The sequence below is a fragment of the Streptomyces yangpuensis genome, from assembly GCF_001005295.1.
In the GTDB taxonomy this organism is placed as follows: Bacteria; Actinomycetota; Actinomycetes; order Streptomycetales; family Streptomycetaceae; genus Streptomyces; species Streptomyces yangpuensis.
In genome coordinates, this window is the sequence record NZ_LBMK01000002.1 from 1,045,076 (window position 1) to 1,062,375 (window position 17,300).

The following is a 17,300-nucleotide window of genomic DNA, read 5'->3' on the forward strand; positions in this document are numbered from 1 at the left end:
ACGATCCCGATGTGGGGGCGCTGGAATGGGCGGAACTGAAGCGATACGCAGTGGCAAGGATGGCCGCGGTGGTCTCGGCAACGTGTTGTCGGGGATCGTCGTGGCCATCGGCTTTGCGCTCTTCCTCGGCGGCTTCGTGTGGGGGGCGTTCGTCTACCGGCCCTACACGGTCCCGACCGACTCGATGATGCCGACGGTGCGGCCGGGCGACCGGGTGCTCGCGCAGCGCATCGACGGTGGTGAGGTGCGCCGTGGGGACGTCGTCATCTTTACTGATTCCATGTGGAGCGACCTGCCCATGGTCAAGCGGGTCGTCGGCGTCGGCGGCGACACCGTCAAGTGCTGCGGCGCGGGCGGCGAGCTGACCGTGAACGGCACACCGCTGGACGAGCCCTACGCAGACACCAGCCGGCCGGACTCGGGCCTGGCCATGCCGCCGGGGCAGGCCCCGCCTCCCGGGACCCCCTTCGAGGTGACGGTCCCCGAGGAGAACCTCTTCCTGCTGGGCGACCGCCGTGCCGCCTCGCTGGACTCGCGCGCCCACCTCCAGGAGGCCGGGCAGGGCACCGTACCCCGGTCTGCCGTCAGCGCCCGCGTCGACGCCCTGGCCTGGCCGTCCGTGACGATGCTGGAGCGGCCGGGGACGTACGCGGCCCTGCCCGGCGGGATCTCGGGGCACGGGCCGCTGAAGCTCCAGATGACGGCCGTGGTCGCCGGGGCCGCGCTGGTGGTGCTGGGGGCCGCCTACGGGCCCCTCGTACGGATCCTGGGCCGCGGGCGACGGGAGCGGGCCGGTGTCTCCTGAACCGGCGGGCGGGCACGGCCCGCGGCAGGTGTCCCGGGTGATCCTGCTGGACCCGGCGGACCGGATCCTGCTCCTGCACGGTTTCGAACCGGCCGACCCCTCGGACGACTGGTGGTTCACCCCCGGCGGCGGGCTGGAGGGGACCGAGACCCGCGAGCAGGCCGCGCTGCGCGAGCTGGCGGAGGAGACCGGGATCACCGAGGTGGAGCTGGGTCCCGTGCTCTGGCACCGGTTCTGCTCCTTCCCCTTCGACGGCCGGCGCTGGGAGCAGGACGAGTGGTACTTCCTGGCCCGGACCAGCCGCACCACGACCTGCCTGGGCGGCCTGACCGAGCTGGAGCGGCGCAGCGTCACCGGAGCCAGGTGGTGGACCTCCGAGGAACTTCTCACGGCACGTGAGACGGTGTACCCGACCAGACTCGCCGAGCTGCTCCGCACGCTGCTCGACGACGGTCCTCCGGGTGCGCCGGTGGTCCTGGCCCCGGAAATCGTCTAGGGCCGCGCGGCGCTGGCGCACAATAGGGGGACGCACGGCTGAAGGGGAACATGCCATGAGTGCCGAGGACCTCGAAAAGTACGAGACCGAGATGGAGCTGAAGCTCTATCGGGAGTACCGCGACGTCGTCGGGCTGTTCAAGTATGTGATCGAGACCGAACGCCGTTTCTACCTCACCAACGACTACGAGATGCAGGTGCACTCCGTCCAGGGCGAGGTGTTCTTCGAGGTCTCCATGGCCGACGCCTGGGTCTGGGACATGTACCGGCCGGCCCGCTTCGTGAAGCAGGTACGGGTGCTGACCTTCAAGGACGTGAACATCGAGGAGCTCAACAAGAGCGACCTCGAACTGCCCGGGAGCTGAGCCGCCTCACCCGGAAGGGTGACGGCTCCGTCCACAACGGCCCGGTTGTCCACCAAGATCCACACGGTGGGCGGGGACGCGGGACCGTCGGTGCCGGAGGTGGTGCCGGATGGACGCGAAGAGCGTGGCACGACAGGCATTGGGGCGGTACGGCGAGGAGCTCGCGGCACGACGGCTGACCGAGGCCGGGATGACCGTCCTCGCAAGGAACTGGCGGTGCCGGGCCGGGGAGATCGACATCGTCGCGCGCGACGGGGACGCCCTCGTCGTGTGCGAGGTCAAGACGCGGCGCGCGGGTGACTTCGAGCATCCGATGGCGGCCGTGCGGGCCGCGAAGGCGGACCGGCTGAGGCGGCTCGCCGGACGCTGGCTCGCCGACCACGGCGGACCACCGCCGGGCGGGGTCCGTATCGACCTCGTCGGTGTCCTGCTGCCGCGGCGCGGCGCGCCCCTGGTGGAACACGTCAGGGGGGTGGCCTGATGGGGTTCGCGCGAGCCTGCTCCGTGGCCCTGATCGGCGTCGACGGCGTGGTGGTCGAGGTCCAGGCCGACCTGGAGCCCGGGGTCGCGGCCTTCACGCTGGTGGGGCTGCCGGACAAGACCCTCGTCGAGAGCCGGGACCGGGTGCGTGCGGCCGTGGTGAACTCCGGGGCGGCCTGGCCGCAGAAGAAGCTCACGGTCGGGCTGAGCCCGGCGTCCGTGCCGAAGGCCGGCGCCGGCTTCGACCTGGCCGTGGCGATCGCGGTGCTCGGGGCCGCCGAGGTGGTCGATCCGGGGGCCATCGCCGACCTCGTGCTGATCGGCGAGCTGGGGCTGGACGGGCGGGTGCGTCCGGTCCGGGGGATCCTGCCCGCCGTCCTCGCCGCGGCGGAGGCCGGCCACCGTCAGGTGGTCGTGCCGCAGCAGTGCGCCGCGGAGGCCGCGCTCGTGCCGGACGTCTCGGTGCTCGGCGTGCGCAGCCTGCGCCAGTTGATCGCCGTCCTGACCGACGGGGAGGTGCCCGAGGAGGAACCGCCGGACCCGCCCGGCCGCCCGGACCCGATACTGGCCGGACTGCTCGTGCCCGGAGCGGGCCTGGGCACCGGTCTCGCGCCGGGCCGCCCCGGCGGGGACTGCGCCGACTTCCCCGACCTCGCCGATGTGACGGGGCAGCACACGGCGCGCCGCGCCCTGGAAGTGGCGGCCGCGGGCGGCCACCACCTGTTCCTGAGCGGACCGCCGGGCGCGGGCAAGACGATGCTGGCGGAGCGGCTGCCCTGGATCCTGCCGCCGCTCACCCGCCACGACTCCGTGGAGGTCACGGCCGTCCACTCGGTCGCGGGAATCCTGCCGCCCGGCGAACCCCTGGTCTCCAGGCCCCCGTACTGCGCCCCGCACCACTCGGCGACCATGCAGTCCCTGGTGGGCGGCGGGACCGGGGTGCCCCGGCCCGGAGCGGTCTCCCTGGCTCATCGAGGCATCCTCTTCCTGGACGAGGCCGCCGAGTTCCACAGCCGGGCGCTGGACGCGCTGCGCCAGCCCCTCGAATCGGGGCATGTGGTCATCGCCCGCGCCGCCGGCGTGGTGCGGCTGCCCGCCAGGTTCCTGATGGTCCTCGCGGCGAATCCCTGCCCCTGCGGGCGGCACACCCTGCACGGGTCGGGATGCGAATGCCCGCCCTCGGTGATCCGGCGTTACCAGGCCCGGCTGTCGGGGCCGTTGCTCGACCGGGTGGACCTGAGGGTGCAGGTCGAGCCCGTGACGCGCGGCGACCTGCTGGGGCGGGGCGGCCGGGGGGAGTCCACCGCGGTGGTCGCCGGCCGGGTGCGCGCGGCCCGCGAGCGCGCCGGGGTCCGGTTCGCGGGCACCCCGTGGCGACTCAACTCCGAGGTCCCGGGACAGGAGTTGAGGACCCGTTGGCAGGCGGCCCCGGGCGCTCTGGCGCAGGCCGAGCGGGAGCTGGAGCGGGGACTGCTCACGGCGCGCGGCCTGGACCGGGTCCTGCGGGTCGCCTGGACCGTCGCCGACCTGCGGGGCCGGGACCGGCCCGAGGCGCTGGACGTGGCCGTGGCATTGGAGCTGCGGACCGGTATCGCCCGCGGGGCCATGTCGATGACGGGGGCCGGGACATGACCGGCGCGGGGGAGGAGGAGCTGCTGGCGCGGGCGGCGCTGACCCGGGTGCTGGAGCCGGGGGACGCGCACGGCGGGCGCTGGCTCCGGGAGCATGGCGCCACCGGGCTGCTGAGGCTGCTGACCGACCCGGAGGCGCCATGGCTGCCGCCGCCCGGGGTGGGGCCCGAGCGGCTCGCCGCGTACCGCAGACGTGCGGCGCTGGCCGATCCCCGGCGGGACCTGGAGCTCGCCGCCGGGTCGGGAGGCCGGTTCGTGCACCCCGGTTCGGCGGAGTGGCCGACGCAGCTGGACGACCTCGGCGACGAACGGCCCGTCGGGCTGTGGCTGCGGGGCCGGCCGAACCTGCGTACCTGGGCGCTGCGTTCGGTTGCCGTGGTCGGTGCCAGGGCCTGCACCCCGTACGGCGCGCACATGGCGCAGACCCTGGCCGCCGGGCTCGCCGAGCGGGGCTGGGTCGTGGTCTCCGGCGCCGCCTTCGGCATCGACGGCGCCGCGCACCGCGGGGCCCTCGCACCCGGCGGTGCGACCGCGGCGGTGCTCGCCTGCGGGGTGGACGTCGCCTATCCCCGCGGACACGCCGGACTGCTCGGCCGGATCGCCGGTCAGGGGCTTGTCCTCGGGGAGCTGCCGCCGGGCAGCCATCCCACGCCCAGCCGGTTCGTCCTGCGCAACCGGGTCATCGCGGCCCTCACCCGCGGCACCGTCGTGGTGGAGGCCGCCCACCGCAGCGGCTCGCTGGTGACCGCCCGGCGGGCGCAGCGGCTCGGGCGGTTCACGATGGGTGTCCCTGGGCCCGCCACCAGCGGGCTCTCGGCCGGTGTGCACGAACTGCTGAGGGGCGAGGCAGTGCTGGTCACCGATGCCGCGGAGGTGGTCGAACTCGTCGGCGCCATGGGGGAGCTGGCGCCCGAGCGGCGCGGCCCGGTGCTCGCCCGCGACCTCCTGGACCCGGAGACCGCCCGCGTGCTCGAAGCCCTGCCTGCCGGACGCCCGGCCACCGCGGCCGAGGTGGCACTCGCCGCGGGCACCGGCACCGATGAAGTCATCGGCAGACTGTACGAACTTCACTCTCTGGGGTTCGTCGAACGGCAGGGCGACGGCTGGCGGTTGGGCGGAGATACGGCTGGAGAGGGCACACAAACCCGGCCTACCCGGCGAGGCGGTCGTTGACCTGGGGACTTCCGGTGAAAGAGTGAAACCGATGAGAGACGCGGTCTTCCCGGTGACAGTCGCCGGGACCGTGCGCCAGGCGCCGGTCCCGGGTCGCCCGCGCGAGCCGGGGCGCCCCTCGGCCCCCGCGCCATCCCGTACTCTTCGCGCACCGCGACACTTCCGTCACGCTACGCTCCCAAGGAATCCGGCTCCGGCAAAGGCGACGCATGCCCCAGCACACCTCAGGGTCCGACCGCGCTGCGGTGCCCCCCGCTGCCCGCGGCAGCGTGCGGTCCACCGCGCCCTCGTCCCTGGAGGGGCTGTGGCGCTCGTACAAGGACTCGGGTGACGAACGGCTGCGGGAGCAGCTGATCCTGCACTACTCACCCCTGGTGAAGTACGTGGCCGGCCGCGTCAGCGTGGGCCTGCCGCCCAACGTGGAGCAGGCCGACTTCGTCTCCTCCGGGGTCTTCGGGCTCATCGACGCGATCGAGAAGTTCGACATCGACCGGTCGATCAAGTTCGAGACGTACGCGATCACCCGGATCCGCGGCGCGATGATCGACGAACTGCGGGCGCTGGACTGGATCCCCCGCTCGGTCCGGCAGAAGGCGCGGGCCGTGGAGCGGGCCTACGCCACGCTGGAGGCCCAGCTGCGGCGCACCCCGACGGAGACCGAGGTCGCCGGGGAGATGGGGATCGGCGTGGAGGACCTCCACAGCGTCTTCAGCCAGTTGTCGCTCGCGAACGTGGTCGCCCTGGAGGAGCTGCTGCACGTCGGCGGGGAGGGCGGCGACCGCCTCTCGCTGATGGACACGCTGGAGGACACCGCCGCCGACAACCCGGTGGAGGTGGCGGAGGACCGTGAACTGCGGCGGCTGCTCGCGCGGGCCATCAACACCCTGCCCGAGCGGGAGAAGACCGTGGTCACCCTCTACTACTACGAGGGCCTCACCCTGGCCGAGATCGGCAACGTGCTGGGCGTCACCGAGAGCCGGGTCAGCCAGATCCACACCAAGTCCGTGCTGCAACTGCGCGCAAAGTTGGCAGATGTCGGGCGGTGAGCTTGCGGTACCTCCGTAGAGTGGACGTGTGCCCAGGATTCGAGCGGCCTCCGTGGCCGAGCACCGGTCGATGCAGCGCGGCGCCCTCTTGGACGCCGCGCGCTCCCTGCTGTCCGAAGGCGGGACGGAAGCGCTGACCTTCCCCGCCCTGGCGGAGCGGACCGGACTCGCCCGGTCCTCCGTGTACGAGTACTTCCGCTCCCGCGCGGCCGTGGTCGAAGAGCTGTGCGCCGTGGACTTCCCCGTGTGGGCCGCCGAGATCGAGGCGGCGATGGAGCGGGCCGATTCGCCCGAGGGCAAGATCGAGGCCTATGTGCGCAGCCAGCTGGGCCTGGTGGGCGACCGGCGGCACCGGGCGGTCGTGGCGATCTCCGCCGGCGAGCTGGACGCCGGAGCGCGCGAGAAGATCCGCGCCGCGCACGGCGGCCTGATCGCGATGATCGTCGACGCGCTGGCCGCCCTCGGACAGGAGCAGCCGCGGCTGGCCGCGATGCTGCTCCAGGGGGTCGTGGACGCCGCCGTGCGCCGCATCGAGCTCGGCGCGGCGGAGGACCCCGAGGTCATCACGGAGACGGCCCTGGCCATCGCCCTGCGGGGGGTCCGGGGCTGAGCCCCGCATCCCCGCCCGCCGCAGCCCCCTCCCGCGCGCCGGCCGGGCCGGGAGGATCCGGCAGCAGCCGCGGGGTGGGCCGCGCCAGGAGCGTCAGCGGGTTCAGGTACGCCTCACCCGCCAGCAGTCCCCAGTGCAGGCACGGCCCCGGGCAGTGGGACCCCTCCGTGAGCACCGCCACCACCTGGCCCGCCGAGACCTCCTCGCCCTCCGTGACCAGCGGCCGGACCGGTTCGTAGGTGGTGCGCAGGCCGTTCGGCAGGGCGAGGGAGAGGACCCCGCGCCCCGCGACCTGCCCGGCGTGGTGGACCCGGCCGGCGGCGACCGCCCGCAGCTCCGCGCCCACCGGGGCGGCCAGGTCCACCCCGCGGTGGCCGGCCGCGTACGGCGTCGGCGGAGGATCCCACCAGCGCGTCACCGACAGCGGCGCGGGGAGCGGGCGGACCGCGGGCAGGGCCGGCCGGGACGGGTGGGCCGGGAGGGCCGGCTGAGCGGCGAGGGCCGCCTGGGACAGGGCCAGGAGCAGGCTGAGCAGAAGTGTCGTCATGCACCGAAGGGTCCCGCGCACCCCCGCTGCGGCGGGCCGGCCTGTGGACGGACCGGGCGCTGTGGACAACGGCGTCACCCGGCATACCGCCGGGTCCCGTACACTTCTTGTGGCGATCCGGGTCACCGGGTCGACTTCGCACGCCCCGGCACCAGCCCGAAACGGCCAGGTGACAGCGTCTCTCGGTCCCCTTCAAGGGGGCAGGGCGCGGTGGGGCGTCAGGAACCAAACCGAGAAACCAAGGAGATGGCCATGGCCGTCGTCACGATGCGGGAGCTGCTGGAAAGCGGCGTCCACTTCGGTCACCAGACCCGCCGCTGGAACCCGAAGATGAAGCGCTTCATCTTCACGGAGCGCAACGGCATCTACATCATCGACCTGCTGCAGTCGCTGTCGTACATCGACCGCGCCTACGAGTTCGTGAAGGAGACCGTCGCGCACGGTGGCTCCATCATGTTCGTCGGTACCAAGAAGCAGGCCCAGGAGGCCATCGCCGAGCAGGCGACGCGCGTTGGTATGCCGTACGTCAACCAGCGCTGGCTGGGTGGCATGCTCACCAACTTCTCCACCGTCTACAAGCGCCTCCAGCGTCTGAAGGAGCTTGAGGCGATCGACTTCGAGGACGTCGCCGCCTCGGGTCTCACCAAGAAGGAGCTCCTGGTCCTCTCCCGCGAGAAGGCCAAGCTGGAGAAGACCCTCGGTGGTATCCGCGAGATGTCGAAGGTTCCCAGCGCCGTCTGGATCGTCGACACCAAGAAGGAGCACATCGCCGTCGGTGAGGCGCGCAAGCTGCACATCCCGGTCGTCGCGATCCTCGACACCAACTGCGACCCCGACGAGGTCGACTACAAGATCCCGGGCAACGACGACGCGATCCGTTCCGTCACCCTGCTCACCCGCGTGATCGCCGACGCCGTCGCCGAGGGCCTCATCGCCCGCTCCGGCGCTGCGACCGGTGACTCGAAGCCGGGCGAGAAGGCCGCCGCCGAGCCGCTCGCCGAGTGGGAGCGCGACCTGCTCGAGGGTGACAAGAAGGCCGACGAGGCTGCCCCGGCCGCCGCCGAGGCCCCCGCCGCCGAGGCCCCCGCCGCAGAGGCTCCGGCCGCCGAGGCCCCGGCCGCCGAGCAGGCCTGACCCACTGAGAGCGCCCGGCGTTCACGCGCCGGGCACTCGCAGCACGGACGATGACGGCGGGGGAGCCGCGCCTGGGGCGCGGCGCCTCCGCCGTTCACCCGTAGATCTACGACTTCGAGAGAGAATCACAGACTCATGGCGAACTACACCGCCGCTGACGTCAAGAAGCTCCGCGAGCTCACCGGCGCCGGCATGCTGGACTGCAAGAACGCGCTCGTGGACGCCGACGGCGACGTCGACAAGGCCCAGGAAGCCCTCCGCATCAAGGGCCAGAAGGGCGTCGCCAAGCGCGAGGGCCGTTCTGCCGAGAACGGTGCCGTCGTCTCCCTCATCGCCGACGACAACACCTCCGGTGTCATCGTCGAGCTGAAGTGCGAGACCGACTTCGTCGCCAAGGGCGAGAAGTTCCTGGCCGTCGCCAACGAGCTGGCCGCGCACGTCGCCGCCACCTCCCCGGCCGACATCGAGGCGCTGCTCGCGTCCGAGATCAAGCCCGGTCAGACCGTCACCGCCTTCGTCGACGAGGCCAACGCCAACCTCGGCGAGAAGATCGTCCTGGACCGCTTCGCGCAGTTCACCGGCGGCTACGTGACCGCGTACATGCACCGCACGATGCCCGACCTGCCGTTCCAGATCGGCGTCCTGGTCGAGCTCGACAAGGAGAACGCCGAGGTCGCCCGCGGCGTCGCGCAGCACATCGCCGCGTTCGCCCCGCAGTGGCTGTCCGCCGAGGACGTCCCGGCCGAGAAGGTCGAGTCCGAGCGCCGCATCGCCGAAGAGGTCACCCGCGCGGAGGGCAAGCCCGAGGCTGCCATCGCGAAGATCGTCGAGGGTCGCGTCAACGGCTTCTTCAAGGACGCCACGCTGCTCGGCCAGGCCTACGCCCTGGACAACAAGAAGTCCGTCCAGAAGGTTCTGGACGAGGCCGGTGTCACCCTGAAGCGCTTCACCCGCATCAAGGTCGGCATCTGAGTCCGTCCGTACGCGACGGACACCGGACCCCGGTAGGGTCTGAGGCAGTCGTCCGCGCTTGCGCGAGGCGACCGCAGATCTGACGAGGAGGCCATTGCCGTAGAGGGAACCGCGAGGACCCACCGGCAATGGCCTTCTTCGTATGTGCACGAGGAGATCTCCATGAATCAGGGCGTGGACCCCCACACCTCATCCGACGACAAGAGCGACCAGTTCAAGAAGGGCCGCCGCTTCATGCTGAAGCTGTCGGGCGAGGCCTTCTCCGGTGGCGGAGGACTGGGCGTCGACCCCGACGTCGTCCACGCCATCGCGCGAGAGATCGCCGCGGTGGTCCGCGACGGCGCGGAGATCGCCGTCGTGATCGGCGGCGGCAACTTCTTCCGCGGCGCCGAGCTCCAGCAGCGCGGCATGGACCGGGCACGGTCCGACTACATGGGCATGCTCGGCACGGTCATGAACTGCCTCGCCCTCCAGGACTTCCTGGAGAAGGAGGGCATCGACTCCCGCGTGCAGACGGCCATCACCATGGGTCAGGTCGCGGAGCCGTACATCCCGCTGCGCGCCGTGCGCCACCTGGAGAAGGGCCGCGTCGTCATCTTCGGCGCGGGCATGGGCATGCCCTACTTCTCCACCGACACCACGGCCGCCCAGCGCGCCCTGGAGATCGACGCCGAGGCCCTCCTCATGGGCAAGAACGGTGTCGACGGGGTCTACGACTCCGACCCGAAGAAGAACCCGGACGCGGTGAAGTTCGACGCGCTGGAGTACGGCGAGGTGCTCTCGCGCGACCTCAAGGTCGCCGACGCCACGGCGATCACCCTCTGCCGCGACAACAAGCTGCCGATCCTCGTCTTCGAGCTGCTCGCCGAGGGCAATATCGCCCGTGCCGTCAAGGGTGAGAAGATCGGCACGCTGGTCAGCGACGAGGAAACCCGGGCCTGAGCAGTTCGCTGCCGGTCCGGGCGCCCCGGACCGGCCCGCCCGCCCGCCTGAACCATCCATTCAAGACATGCAGGAGCACGTGGTGATCGAAGAAATCCTCCTCGAGGCCGAGGAGAAGATGGAGAAGGCCGTCGTCGTCGCGAAGGAGGACTTCGCCGCGATCCGCACCGGCCGTGCGCACCCGGCGATGTTCAACAAGATCGTCGCCGACTACTACGGCGCCATCACGCCCATCAACCAGCTCGCCTCCTTCGCGGTCCCCGAGCCGCGCATGGCCATCGTGACGCCGTTCGACGCGTCCGCGCTGCGCAACATCGAGCAGGCCATCCGCGACTCCGACCTCGGTGTCAACCCGAGCAACGACGGCCGCATCATCCGCGTGACCTTCCCCGAGCTGACCGGGGAGCGCCGCAAGGAGTACATCAAGGTCGCCAAGAACAAGGCCGAGGACTCCAAGGTCTCCATCCGCTCCGTCCGCCGCAAGGCCAAGGACGCCCTCGACAAGCTCGTCAAGGACAAGGAAGCGGGCGAGGACGAGGTCCGTCGCGCGGAGAAGGAGCTCGACGACACCACCGCGAAGTACGTCGCGCAGGTGGACGAGCTCCTCAAGCACAAGGAAGCCGAGCTCCTCGAAGTCTGATGAACGACTCTTCCTGGCAGCCGGAGCCGGTTCCGGCGGGTCCCGCATACGATGCGCAGGTGGGCCCGCACACTCGGCCCATGCCCATCGTGCCCGATGCCGCCGGCCGTGACTTCGACGACCGGGAAGCACGCGATCGGGGGGCCGCCTCGCACGGCGGCTCCCCCTTCCGCGCCGATACGCCGCCGCAGGAGCCCATGCCCAGCCCCCCGCCTCCGCATGCAGAGCACCCGCAGGACTCCTCCCCTCCGCCGCCGAAGAAGCGCGCGGGGCGGGACCTGCGCGCCGCGATAGGGGTCGGCGTCGGTCTCGGCGCGGTGATCTTCGCCTCGCTCCTGATCGTCAAGGCGGTCTTCGTCGGCGTCGTCGTCGTCGCGGTCGTCGTCGGCCTGTGGGAGCTCACCTCCCGGCTGCAGGAGAAGAAGGGCATCAAGGCCCCTCTGGTCCCGCTCGCGGTCGGTGGCGCGGCCATGGTCATCGCCGGATACGTCCGGGGGGCCGAGGGCGCCTGGGTGGCCATGGCACTGACCGTGCTGGCCGTCCTGGTGTGGCGGATGACCGAGCCGCCCGAGGACTATCTCAAGGACGTCACGGCGGGTGCCTTCGCGGCGTTCTACGTGCCTTTCCTGGCCACCTTCGTCGCGATGCTGCTCACCCCCGACGACGGGCCGCAGCGCGTGATCACCTTCCTGCTCCTGACCGTGGTCAGCGACACCGGGGCCTACGCGGTCGGCTGGCGCTTCGGGAAGACCAAGCTCGCACCGCGCATCAGCCCCGGCAAGACCCGCGAGGGCCTCTTCGGCGCGGTGGCCTTCGCCATGGTCGCCGGCGCGCTCTGCATGGAGTTCCTGATCGACGGCGGTGCCTGGTGGCAGGGCCTGCTGCTGGGCCTCGCGGTCGCGGTCAGCGCCACCCTGGGCGACCTGGGCGAGTCGATGATCAAGCGGGACCTGGGCATCAAGGACATGGGCACCCTGCTGCCGGGGCACGGCGGCATCATGGACCGGCTGGACTCGCTGCTGCCCACCGCTCCGGTGGTGTGGCTGCTGCTGGCTGCCTTCGTCGGCACCGGCTGACCGGTCCCGGTCGGGTTATCCTGGAGGGCGCGCCGCGGGTACGCGGCGCGCCTTTTCCGTCCAGCGGCTTCAGCCGCGGACCGGCCCTGCACGCGCGGGGTGACCCCCACCTCGTCGTACTGAGGAGTACCTCATGGCCCCCCGTCCCGCTCCGGGTGAGCTCACCTTCGTCGCTCCCCGCGGGGCCAAGAAGCCGCCCCGGCACCTCGCCGACATGACCCCGGCCGAGCGCCGCGAAGCGGTCGCCGCGATCGGTGAGAAGCCCTTCCGGGCCAAGCAGCTCTCCCAGCACTACTTCGCCCGCTACGCGCACGACCCGGCGCAGTGGTCGGACATCCCCGCGGGCTCCCGCGAGAAGCTCCAGCAGGAGCTCCTGCCGGACCTGATGAACGTCATCCGGCACATCAGCTGCGACAACGACACCACACGCAAGACCCTGTGGAAGCTGCACGACGGCACGCTGGTCGAGTCCGTGCTGATGCGCTACCCCGACCGGGTCACCATGTGCATCTCCTCGCAGGCCGGCTGCGGCATGAACTGCCCGTTCTGCGCCACCGGCCAGGCGGGTCTCGACCGCAACCTCTCCACCGCCGAGATCGTGCACCAGATCGTCGACGGCATGCGAGCCCTGCGCGACGGCGAGGTCCCCGGTGGTCCGGCACGGCTGTCGAACATCGTCTTCATGGGCATGGGCGAGCCGCTCGCCAACTACAACCGCGTCGTCGGCGCCATCCGCCGGCTCACCGACCCGGAGCCCGACGGCCTGGGCCTGTCCCAGCGCGGCATCACCGTCTCCACCGTCGGCCTGGTCCCGGCCATGCTGCGCTTCGCCGACGAGGGCTTCAAGTGCCGTCTCGCCGTCTCGCTGCACGCCCCGGACGACGAACTGCGCGACACCCTGGTCCCGGTGAACACCCGCTGGAAGGTCCGCGAGGTCCTCGACGCCGCCTGGGAGTACGCCGAGAAGTCCGGCCGACGCGTCTCGATCGAGTACGCCCTGATCCGCGACATCAACGACCAGGCCTGGCGGGGCGACCTCCTGGGCCGGCTGCTCAAGGGCAAGCGCGTACACGTCAACCTGATCCCGCTGAACCCGACGCCCGGCTCGAAGTGGACCGCCTCGCGGCCCGAGGACGAGAAGGCCTTCGTCGAGGCGATCGCCCGCCACGGTGTGCCCGTGACCGTACGGGATACCCGCGGCCAGGAGATCGACGGCGCGTGCGGCCAGCTCGCGGCCTCGGAGCGCTAGCTTCCGCTTCCGGCCGGCCTCATTCGGCCACGGGGTACCCTGTGGCCGAACCAATTGCATATTCCGACAGGGGAGCGCCACAGCGCTGAGAGTGCGGTATCCGTCATCCGCAGACCCTCTGAACCTCGCCCCGGTCATTCGGGGTAGGAAGTTCGGTCACCACTCAAGCTGTTGCGCCCTGCCCGGCGTCCGCTCCCACAGAGCGCCGGGCAGGGCCGCGTCTTCTCCTGGTCATCCCAGGAGGAATCACCAGTGAGCACCACAAAGAAGATCGCGGGCGCCGCGCTCGCGGCCGCGCTGGGCGTCACCACGCTCAGCGCCTGCGGCGGCGGCGACGCCAAGGACAAGACCGCGGGCACCAGCGACGCCCCGAAGTCCAAGACGGTCACGCTCGTCTCCCACGACTCCTTCAACGTGACCGACGCGATCCTCAAGGAGTTCGAGCAGCAGAGCGGCTACACCGTCAAGGTGCTGAAGTCCGGTGACGCGGGCGCCGCCCTGAACCAGGAGATCCTCACCAAGGGCTCCCCCCGCGGTGACGTCTTCTTCGGCGTCGACAACACCCTGCTCTCCCGCGCCCTCGACAACGGCATCTTCACCCCGTACGAGGCCAAGGGCCTGGGCGGCGTGAAGCCCGAGTACGTGCTCGACCAGGAGCACCGGGTCACCCCGGTCGACTCCGGCGACATCTGCGTCAACTACGACAAGGCCTACTTCGCGGACAAGAAGATCGCCCCGCCGCAGACGCTGGACGACCTGGTCAAGCCCGAGTACAAGAACCTGCTGGTGGTCGAGAACGCCGCGACCTCCTCTCCCGGCCTCGGCTTCATGCTCGCTTCCGTCGGCAAGTACGGCGAGGAGGGCTGGAAGGACTACTGGAGCAAGCTGAAGGCCAACGGCGTCGAGGTCGTCGACGGCTGGGAGCAGGCCTACAACGAGCGCTTCTCCGGCTCCGCCGGCGGCAAGAAGGCCAAGGGCGACCGCCCGCTGGTCGTCTCCTATGCCTCCAGCCCGCCGGTCGAGGTCCTCTACGGCGAGCCGCAGCCGGCCGAGGCCCCGACGGGCGTCTCCACCGGCACCTGCTTCCGCCAGGTCGAGTTCGCGGGCCTGCTGAAGGGCGCGAAGAACGAGGACGGCGGCAAGGCCCTCGTGGACTTCATGATCAGCAAGAAGTTCCAGGAGGACATGCCCCTCCAGATGTTCGTGAACCCCGTGACCAAGGACGCCGCGCTGCCGGAGCTGTTCACCAAGCACGGAGTGGTGGTCGAGAAGCCCGAGAACGTCGCGCCGGAGACCATCGCCAAGAACCGTGAGCAGTGGGTCAAGGCATGGACCGCGCTCGTCGTGAAGTAAGCGGTACGAAGGAGCCGGGCGCGGCGTCGCACGACGCCGCCCCGGTCCCCGGACCGGGGAGGACGTCCGGACAGGGCGAGAGCGGGCGCGCCACCGCCGTCCGCCTCGCCCTGATGGCCGTCCCCCTCGCCTTCTTCGGGCTGTTCTTCGCCTACCCCGTCACCGCGATCGTCGGCCGCGGCCTCAAGACCGACACCGGCTGGCAGTTCGGCCGGTTCGGCGAGGTCCTGGCCCGGCCCGACATCGCCGACGTGCTGTGGTTCACCACCTGGCAGGCGCTCGCCTCCACCGTGCTCACGCTGCTGATCGCGCTCCCCGGCGCCTACGTCTTCGCACGCTTCGAGTTCCCCGGCAAGCAGCTGCTGCGGGCCGTGGTGACCGTCCCCTTCGTGCTCCCGACCGTGGTCGTCGGCACCGCTTTCCTCGCCCTGCTCGGGCGCGGCGGACTGCTGGACGAACGGGCCGGCGTCCGGCTGGACACCACCGTCTGGGCGATCCTGCTGGCCCACGTCTTCTTCAACTACGCCGTCATCGTCCGCACGGTCGGCGGGCTGTGGGCCCAGCTCGACCCGCGCCAGGAGGAAGCCGCGCGGGTGCTGGGTGCCGGCCGGTTCGCCGCCTGGCGGCGGGTGACGCTGCCCGCCCTGGCCCCGGCCGTCGCCGCGGCCTCCCTGATGGTGTTCCTCTTCACCTTCAGCTCCTTCGGCGTCGTACTGATCCTGGGCGGACCGGCCTACTCCACCCTGGAGGTGGAGGTCTACCGGCAGACCGCGCAGCTCCTGGACCTGTCCACGGCCGCCGTGCTGACGATGGTGCAGTTCGCCGCGATCGGCGCGATCCTCGCCCTGCACGCCTGGACCGTCCGCCGGCGCGAGACCGCACTGCACCTCGTCGACCCGGGCCGCACCACGCACCGGCCGCGCGGCTGGGCGCAGCGCACCCTGCTGGGCGCGGTCCTGCTGACCATCGGGCTGCTGATCGTGGCGCCGCTGGCCGTGCTCGTCGAGCGGTCCTTCGACGCCCCCGGCGGCTACGGCCTCGGCTTCTACCGGGCCCTGCAGGACGCCGGCACCGGCGGCGGGACCTTCCTGGTGCCGCCGGTGGAGGCGATCTGGAACTCCTTGCAGTACGCGCTCGCCGCCACTGCGATCGCCCTGCTCATCGGGGGACTCGCGGCCGCGGCGCTGACCCGGCGCGGGGGCCGCTTCGTCCGCGGCTTCGACGCGATGCTGATGCTCCCGCTGGGGGTGTCCGCCGTGACGGTCGGCTTCGGCTTCCTGATCACCCTGGACGAGCCGCCGCTGGACCTGCGGACCTCGTGGATCCTGGTGCCGCTGGCCCAGGCCCTGGTGGGCGTGCCCTTCGTCGTTCGGACCATGCTGCCGGTGCTGCGCGCGGTGGACGGGAGGCTGCGGGAGGCGGCCGCCGTGCTCGGCGCGTCACCGCTGCGCGCCTGGCGGGAGGTGGACCTGCCGCTGGTGCGGCGGGCGCTGCTGATCGCGGCCGGGTTCGCCTTCGCCGTGTCGCTCGGCGAGTTCGGCGCGACCGTCTTCATCGCGCGGCCGGACCGGCCGACGCTCCCGGTGGCCGTGGCGCGGCTGCTGGGGCGGGCCGGCGAGCTGAACTACGGGCAGGCGATGGCCCTGAGCACGATCCTGATGCTGGTGTGCGCGGTGTCCCTGCTGCTGCTGGAGCGACTGCGGCCCGACAAGACCTCCGGAGAGTTCTGATGACACTGCTTCAGCTGGAAGGGGTGTCGGTCCGCTTCGGCGAGCGCGCGGTCGTCGACTCCGTCGACCTGGCGGTGGCCGAGCACGAGACCGTCTGCGTCCTGGGCCCGAGCGGCAGCGGCAAGTCCACGCTGCTGCGGGTCGTCGCGGGGCTCCAGCAGGTGTCCGGCGGGCGGGTGCTGCTGGACGGCGCCGACCAGGCCGCCGTCCCCGTGCACCGGCGGGGTGTGGGCCTGATGTTCCAGGACCACCAGCTCTTCCCGCACCGCGACGTCGGCGCGAACGTCTCCTTCGGGCTCCGGATGCGCGGCGGCGGCCGCGGCGCGGTGCTCGGCGCGCGGCGCGGATCGTACGCCGACCGGGTCGCCGAGCTCCTCGAACTGGTCGGGCTCCCCGGGGCGCAGGGCCGCGCCGTGGCCTCCCTGTCCGGGGGCGAGCAGCAGCGGGTGGCGCTGGCCCGGGCGCTGGCGCCCTCGCCGCGGCTGCTGATGCTCGACGAACCGCTCGGACAGCTGGACCGCGGGCTGCGGGAGCGGCTCGTCGTCGAACTGCGCGGGCTGTTCTCGCGGCTGGGGACGACGGTCCTGGCCGTCACGCACGACCAGGGGGAGGCCTTCGCACTGGCCGACCGGGTCGTGGTGATGCGCGACGGCCGGATCGCGCAGGCCGGAACCCCGCTGGAGGTGTGGCAGCGGCCCGCCTCGGAGTTCGTGGCGCGCTTCCTCGGCTTCGAGAACGTGGTCCCGGCGACCGTGGCGGGCCCGGTCGCAGCCACCGCCTGGGGCAGGGTCCCGGTCCCCGCCGGCTCCCCCGAGGGGGAGCAGCGGCTGCTGGTCCGCCCGGCGGGAGTCGTGCTCTGCGAGACCGGCCTGCCGTGCGAGGTGGTGTCCCGGACCTTCCGCGGCACGCACGTCGCCCTGCTCCTGCGCCCCGAGAACGGCCCGGTACTGGAGGCCGAATGCGGCCTGGCGGGGGCTCCGGCCGTCGGCGAGAAGGTCGCCGTGACCTTCAGCCCCGCCGAGGTCGTGGTCCTGCCACCGCAAGCTTAGGCA

At 71.9% G+C, this 17,300-nt stretch carries 18 protein-coding genes; 17 read left to right on the forward strand and 1 reads right to left on the reverse strand.

The window, feature by feature from the left end:
- The first annotated feature begins 25 nt into the window (after positions 1-25).
- The 8 genes from lepB (at position 26) to AAT21_RS10125 (ending at position 6,605) form a co-directional block, all read left to right on the forward strand.
- Positions 26-805 (forward strand): signal peptidase I, encoded by a 780-nt coding sequence (lepB, locus tag AAT21_RS10090; protein ID WP_046776324.1) that lies wholly within the window; start codon positions 26-28, stop codon positions 803-805.
- The gene (locus AAT21_RS10095) at positions 795-1,301 is read left to right on the forward strand and encodes an NUDIX hydrolase (protein WP_046776325.1); all 507 of its coding nucleotides are present in this window, start codon (positions 795-797) and stop codon (positions 1,299-1,301) included. Before lepB ends, AAT21_RS10095 begins: the two co-directional genes overlap by 11 nt.
- Positions 1,302-1,356: 55 nt before the next feature.
- On the forward strand, positions 1,357-1,665 hold the full coding sequence (locus tag AAT21_RS10100) for a DUF2469 domain-containing protein (RefSeq protein ID WP_005311352.1): 309 nt from the start codon (positions 1,357-1,359) through the stop codon (positions 1,663-1,665).
- A gap of 109 nt (positions 1,666-1,774) precedes the next feature.
- Positions 1,775-2,146, forward strand: a complete 372-nt coding sequence (locus AAT21_RS10105) for a YraN family protein (protein ID WP_046776326.1) — start codon at positions 1,775-1,777, stop codon at positions 2,144-2,146.
- Positions 2,146-3,777 (forward strand): YifB family Mg chelatase-like AAA ATPase, encoded by a 1,632-nt coding sequence (locus tag AAT21_RS10110; protein WP_046776327.1) that lies wholly within the window; start codon positions 2,146-2,148, stop codon positions 3,775-3,777. Before AAT21_RS10105 ends, AAT21_RS10110 begins: the two co-directional genes overlap by 1 nt.
- Complete coding sequence (dprA, locus tag AAT21_RS10115) at positions 3,774-4,949, forward strand: DNA-processing protein DprA (protein WP_046776328.1); 1,176 nt, start codon at positions 3,774-3,776, stop codon at positions 4,947-4,949. The genes AAT21_RS10110 and dprA overlap by 4 nt, the downstream gene beginning before the upstream one ends.
- A gap of 209 nt (positions 4,950-5,158) precedes the next feature.
- Complete coding sequence (gene whiG / locus AAT21_RS10120; protein ID WP_046776329.1) at positions 5,159-5,995, forward strand: RNA polymerase sigma factor WhiG; 837 nt, start codon at positions 5,159-5,161, stop codon at positions 5,993-5,995.
- Between the two features lie 52 nt (positions 5,996-6,047).
- Positions 6,048-6,605: a TetR/AcrR family transcriptional regulator gene (locus AAT21_RS10125; protein ID WP_046776330.1), complete on the forward strand. Its 558-nt coding sequence runs from the start codon at positions 6,048-6,050 to the stop codon at positions 6,603-6,605.
- Here the strand turns inward: AAT21_RS10125 and AAT21_RS10130 are convergent.
- Positions 6,559-7,152 carry a M23 family metallopeptidase gene (locus AAT21_RS10130; protein ID WP_052757703.1) on the reverse strand — a complete coding sequence of 198 codons (594 nt, stop codon included), beginning with the start codon at positions 7,150-7,152 and terminating at the stop codon, positions 6,559-6,561. The genes AAT21_RS10125 and AAT21_RS10130 overlap by 47 nt on opposite strands.
- 252 nt (positions 7,153-7,404) lie before the next feature.
- Here AAT21_RS10130 and rpsB point away from each other — a divergent pair, with 252 nt between their 5' ends.
- From rpsB to AAT21_RS10175, 9 genes are all read left to right on the forward strand, one after another.
- Complete coding sequence (rpsB, locus tag AAT21_RS10135) at positions 7,405-8,286, forward strand: 30S ribosomal protein S2 (RefSeq protein WP_030958567.1); 882 nt, start codon at positions 7,405-7,407, stop codon at positions 8,284-8,286.
- A gap of 135 nt (positions 8,287-8,421) precedes the next feature.
- Positions 8,422-9,258: a translation elongation factor Ts gene (tsf, locus tag AAT21_RS10140; RefSeq protein WP_030650996.1), complete on the forward strand. Its 837-nt coding sequence runs from the start codon at positions 8,422-8,424 to the stop codon at positions 9,256-9,258.
- Positions 9,259-9,420: 162 nt separating this feature from the next.
- Positions 9,421-10,200, forward strand: coding sequence for a UMP kinase (gene pyrH / locus AAT21_RS10145; RefSeq protein ID WP_046777219.1), 780 nt, complete (start codon positions 9,421-9,423; stop codon positions 10,198-10,200).
- 82 nt (positions 10,201-10,282) lie between these two features.
- Positions 10,283-10,840 carry a ribosome recycling factor gene (gene frr / locus AAT21_RS10150; protein ID WP_030028670.1) on the forward strand — a complete coding sequence of 186 codons (558 nt, stop codon included), beginning with the start codon at positions 10,283-10,285 and terminating at the stop codon, positions 10,838-10,840.
- The gene (locus AAT21_RS10155; protein WP_046776331.1) at positions 10,840-11,916 is read left to right on the forward strand and encodes a phosphatidate cytidylyltransferase; all 1,077 of its coding nucleotides are present in this window, start codon (positions 10,840-10,842) and stop codon (positions 11,914-11,916) included. The genes frr and AAT21_RS10155 overlap by 1 nt, the downstream gene beginning before the upstream one ends.
- A 133-nt stretch (positions 11,917-12,049) precedes the next feature.
- Positions 12,050-13,165, forward strand: a complete 1,116-nt coding sequence (gene rlmN / locus AAT21_RS10160; RefSeq protein WP_046776332.1) for a dual-specificity RNA methyltransferase RlmN — start codon at positions 12,050-12,052, stop codon at positions 13,163-13,165.
- A gap of 252 nt (positions 13,166-13,417) precedes the next feature.
- On the forward strand, positions 13,418-14,518 hold the full coding sequence (locus AAT21_RS10165; RefSeq protein ID WP_046776333.1) for a thiamine ABC transporter substrate-binding protein: 1,101 nt from the start codon (positions 13,418-13,420) through the stop codon (positions 14,516-14,518).
- 113 nt (positions 14,519-14,631) lie between these two features.
- Complete coding sequence (locus AAT21_RS10170; protein ID WP_046776334.1) at positions 14,632-16,248, forward strand: ABC transporter permease; 1,617 nt, start codon at positions 14,632-14,634, stop codon at positions 16,246-16,248.
- Positions 16,248-17,297 (forward strand): ABC transporter ATP-binding protein, encoded by a 1,050-nt coding sequence (locus tag AAT21_RS10175; protein ID WP_200904363.1) that lies wholly within the window; start codon positions 16,248-16,250, stop codon positions 17,295-17,297. The genes AAT21_RS10170 and AAT21_RS10175 overlap by 1 nt, the downstream gene beginning before the upstream one ends.
- Positions 17,298-17,300 lie beyond the last annotated feature (3 nt).

Coding starts and splice junctions, on each gene's coding strand:
- lepB (WP_046776324.1), top strand. CDS start 26: ATGGGCGGAACTGAAGCGATACGCAGTGGCAAGGATGGCCGCGGTGGT.
- AAT21_RS10100 (WP_005311352.1), top strand. CDS start 1,357: ATGAGTGCCGAGGACCTCGAAAAGTACGAGACCGAGATGGAGCTGAAG.
- AAT21_RS10105 (WP_046776326.1), top strand. CDS start 1,775: ATGGACGCGAAGAGCGTGGCACGACAGGCATTGGGGCGGTACGGCGAG.
- AAT21_RS10110 (WP_046776327.1), top strand. CDS start 2,146: ATGGGGTTCGCGCGAGCCTGCTCCGTGGCCCTGATCGGCGTCGACGGC.
- dprA (WP_046776328.1), top strand. CDS start 3,774: ATGACCGGCGCGGGGGAGGAGGAGCTGCTGGCGCGGGCGGCGCTGACC.
- whiG (WP_046776329.1), top strand. CDS start 5,159: ATGCCCCAGCACACCTCAGGGTCCGACCGCGCTGCGGTGCCCCCCGCT.
- AAT21_RS10130 (WP_052757703.1), bottom strand. CDS start 7,152: ATGACGACACTTCTGCTCAGCCTGCTCCTGGCCCTGTCCCAGGCGGCC.
- rpsB (WP_030958567.1), top strand. CDS start 7,405: ATGGCCGTCGTCACGATGCGGGAGCTGCTGGAAAGCGGCGTCCACTTC.
- tsf (WP_030650996.1), top strand. CDS start 8,422: ATGGCGAACTACACCGCCGCTGACGTCAAGAAGCTCCGCGAGCTCACC.
- pyrH (WP_046777219.1), top strand. CDS start 9,421: ATGAATCAGGGCGTGGACCCCCACACCTCATCCGACGACAAGAGCGAC.
- AAT21_RS10155 (WP_046776331.1), top strand. CDS start 10,840: ATGAACGACTCTTCCTGGCAGCCGGAGCCGGTTCCGGCGGGTCCCGCA.
- rlmN (WP_046776332.1), top strand. CDS start 12,050: ATGGCCCCCCGTCCCGCTCCGGGTGAGCTCACCTTCGTCGCTCCCCGC.
- AAT21_RS10170 (WP_046776334.1), top strand. CDS start 14,632: ATGGCCGTCCCCCTCGCCTTCTTCGGGCTGTTCTTCGCCTACCCCGTC.
- AAT21_RS10175 (WP_200904363.1), top strand. CDS start 16,248: ATGACACTGCTTCAGCTGGAAGGGGTGTCGGTCCGCTTCGGCGAGCGC.